General features: G+C 63.1%; 2 protein-coding genes. Both read right to left on the bottom strand.

What is annotated here, in order from left to right; genetic code table 11:
• Positions 1 to 160: 160 nt before the first annotated feature.
• Positions 161 to 1600, bottom strand: a complete 1440-nt coding sequence (locus AC1DSN_RS21690; RefSeq protein ID WP_477332829.1) for an amino acid permease — start codon at positions 1598 to 1600, stop codon at positions 161 to 163.
• An 88-nt stretch (positions 1601 to 1688) separates the two neighbouring features.
• A partial coding sequence (locus AC1DSN_RS21685; protein WP_477332827.1) for an APC family permease occupies positions 1689 to 2172 on the bottom strand: 484 nt, incomplete at its 5' end.

Raw genomic sequence — 2172 nt, 5'->3', positions numbered from 1 at the left:
GATTTACCCACGGAACCGGGATCATACTCCCCTCCGGGGGCGACCGGCCAATGGCAGTTAAATGACACTCGACTTTTTGCGCATTATTTCGCAAAAACAATCGCTTAACGAAAAAACCTCGCCTATTTAGCGAGGTTTTAACGAGCCGTTTGGAGGGGTATTACGCCTGCTGTCGAAGGCGGCTGTGGCGATAGCCGTAGGCCGCGTAAAGGGCCATGCCGACCACCGTCCAGACGCCCATCAGTGCCCAGTTGTACCAGTTCATGAAGCAGAGCAGGCCGATGCAGCTGACGATGCCCGCGATGCACGTGAACCACACCCAGGGCACGCGGAAGGTGCGCGGCAATTCCGGCGCGGTGAAGCGCAGGATCAACACGCCGCCGCACACTGCGCAGAACGCGACGAGGGTACCCATCGATACGAGATCGCCGAGGATGTTGAGCGGGAACACCGCGGCGAGGATCGCGATGCCGACGCCGGTGATCACCGTATTCAGATGCGGCGTGCGGTACTTCGGGTGGATCGTCGTGAAGACCTTCGGCAGCAGACCATCGCGTCCCATGATCATGAAAATGCGCGGCTGCGCGATGATCATGACGAGTACGACGGACGACAGACCAATCAGCGCGCCGACCTCGACCACGCCACGCAGCCAACCGAGTTCCGGATGGCTGCGGATCGCCGTGACGACGGGCTCGTCGGTGCCGAGCTGCGCGAACGGCACCAGCCCCGTCAGCACGGCAGCCATGGCKATGTAGAGCACGGTGCAGATGGCGAGGGAGGCGAGCGTGCCGATAGGCATGTCGCGTTGTGGGTTCTTCGATTCCTGCGCMGCCGTCGATGTCGCTTCGAATCCGATGTAAGCGAAGAACACCAGCGCGGCGCCGCGCAGCACGCCGGACCAGCCGTACTTGAAGCCACCCTGGTTCTCGGGAATGAACGGATGCCAGTTGGCCGTGTCGATGTGCTGGGCGCCGACGATGATCACGATAAGGATCAGCGCCACCTTAAGCGCCACCATGGCCATGTTGATGCCGGTGGATTCCTTGATGCCGACGTAGCAGAGCCAGGTCAGCGCCAGTGTGATGCCAACCGCGGGCATGTTGAAAAGGGCGCCGGTGGAGACGAGGTGTCCGTCGACGTAGTCGAGCGGCGCATTCGTCAGCGCGGGAGGGATGTGGATACCGACATGGTCCAGCAGGCTGACGAAGTAGCCGGTCCAGCTGACGGCGACCGCCGAGGCGGAGACACCGTACTCGAGAACCAAGTTCCAGCCGATGAACCAGGCGGCGCCTTCGCCGAGGGTGGCGTAGGCGTAAGAATAAGCGCTGCCCGAGATGGGAATCATCGAGGCGAATTCGGCGTAGCACAGTGCCGTGAACAGGCTGCAGATCGCGGCTAGGATGAACGACAGGATGATCGCAGGGCCGGCGTGGTCAGCGGCCGCGACGCCGGTGATGACGAAGATGCCGCCACCGATGACCGCCCCGATACCGAGCGCGGTGAGCCCCCAGGGGCCAAGTGTGCGGCGCAGGGCGGGGCCGTGCGCGTCGTCGGGTTCGGCCTGGGGAGCTTTCTTGGCAAGTAACTGCTTGAGCATGGACGGCCCGGGAAGAAGTGTCATGGAGAGAATAGTCGCAAAAGGAAAGGCCGGCGGGTGACCGCCGGCCTTTCCCGGTTCGTTTCTATCAGCCGAGCGACTTGCGCAGCTTGCTGTGCCCGTAGCCGTACAGGAAATAGATCAGCTGGCCGATGACGATCCAGCCGAGCATCAGGCRCCAGTGCTCTTCGAAGGCCTGCCAGAACAGGTAGACGCAGGAGACCGCGCCGATGATGGTGATCGGCCAGACGAACGGCACGCGGAAGCTGCGCTTCAGGTCCGGACGGGTGTAGCGCAGGATCAGCACGCCGAGGCAGACGGTGGCGAACGCGAGCAGGGTACCCATCGAGACCAGCTCACCGAGCACGCTGACCGGGAACAGGCCGGCCATGGCAGCCGCGGCGACGCCGACGATGATCGTACCGATGTAAGGCGTGCGGAACTTCGGATGCACCTTGGCCATGGTGTTCGGGAGCAGGCCGTCCTTCGCCATCGAGAAGAAGATGCGCGGCAGGCCCATGAGCATCACGAGGATGACCGAGGACAGGCCGGTGATCGCGCCGAGGATGACC

This window comes from Luteibacter sp. P4_D7_3, from assembly GCF_056401735.1.
This window is presented reverse-complemented; position numbering and strand designations above follow the sequence as displayed.